The sequence below is a fragment of the Roseibium sp. AWQ4_290 genome (assembly GCF_056160985.1).
The window spans coordinates 1-204 of sequence record NZ_JBSWYG010000144.1 but is presented as its reverse complement, the minus strand read 5'-3'; the positions used below and the strand labels follow the sequence as shown (position 1 = coordinate 204).

General features: G+C 55.9%; 1 protein-coding gene. It reads left to right on the top strand.

Annotated elements, in window-relative coordinates:
- Nucleotides 1-204: hypothetical protein (locus ACXAH0_RS25470; protein WP_475196151.1), on the top strand; the 204-nt coding region annotated here is incomplete at both ends.

Here is a 204-nt window from a genome sequence, read left to right as displayed (position 1 = left end):
TACAATAATGCAGACTTCTGGGCCGATATCGATGCTGCGGGCGCGATCTTCGTCACCCGGCCCAAATCCACTCTGGCCTATGAGGTGCAGCACGCAACGGTCCATCACGACAGTCTTGTTGTCGCCGATGAAACCATCGTTCTGGCTCGCAAGCCGGGGCGCAAATACCAAAAGCCCGTTCGTCGCGTCGAAATCTTCGATGAA